The sequence below is a fragment of the Kineococcus siccus genome (assembly GCF_009906795.1).
Classification (GTDB): domain Bacteria; phylum Actinomycetota; class Actinomycetes; order Actinomycetales; family Kineococcaceae; genus Kineococcus; species Kineococcus siccus.
Window position 1 is genome coordinate 1 of the sequence record NZ_JAAALN010000427.1, and the last position, 778, is coordinate 778.

Sequence of the window (778 nt, forward strand, 5' to 3'; positions counted from 1 at the left end):
TGTACCGGCAGCAGCGCGACCTCGCCGAGGGCCTGCAGCGCTCGCTGCTCTCGGAGCCGCCGGAGCCCGACCACGGTCAGATCGTCGTGCGCTACGTGCCCGCCGCGGAGGCCGCCCAGGTCGGCGGCGACTGGTACGACGCCTTCCTGCAGCCGGGGGGTGCCACCGTGCTCGTCATCGGTGACGTGATCGGCCACGACACCCAGGCCGCGGCCGCGATGAGCCAGGTGCGCACGATCCTGCGGACCTTCGGCAGCGTGGGCGACGACACCCCCGCCCAGGTCCTGGCCTCGACCGACCGCGTGATGGCCAACCTGCAGCTGCCCACGACCGCGACGGCGATCGCCGCGCGCCTGGAGCAGGACGACGACGAGCGCAGCCGGGGCGTGACCCGGCTGCGCTGGTCGAACGCCGGTCACCCGCCGGCCGTGGTCGTCCACCCCGACGGCGAGGTGCTGCCCCTGACGGGCCTGCGCGCCGACCTCCTGCTGGGCGTCGACCCGGACACCGACCGGCAGGACGTCGAGGTGGTCCTGGACCGCGGTTCCACGGTCCTGCTGTTCACCGACGGTCTCGTCGAGCGTCGCGACCAGGGGCTGGCGGAGGGGCTCGAGCGGTTGCGGAGCACCCTGCGCGAGCTGGCCCGCGAGGGCGTCGACCTCGACACCCTCGTCGACGGGCTGCTGCAGCGCCTGCTGCCCCCGCACCCCGAGGACGACGTGGCCGTCATCGCCGTCCGCCTGCACCGCCAGGACCGCCCCCGGCCACCCGAGGCCGG

1 protein-coding gene is annotated in these 778 nt (G+C 75.2%); it reads left to right on the top strand.

Translation table 11 applies throughout. From position 1 onward, the window contains the following. Positions 1–778: PP2C family protein-serine/threonine phosphatase (locus GTR02_RS21960; RefSeq protein ID WP_166609579.1), on the top strand; the 778-nt coding region annotated here is incomplete at both ends.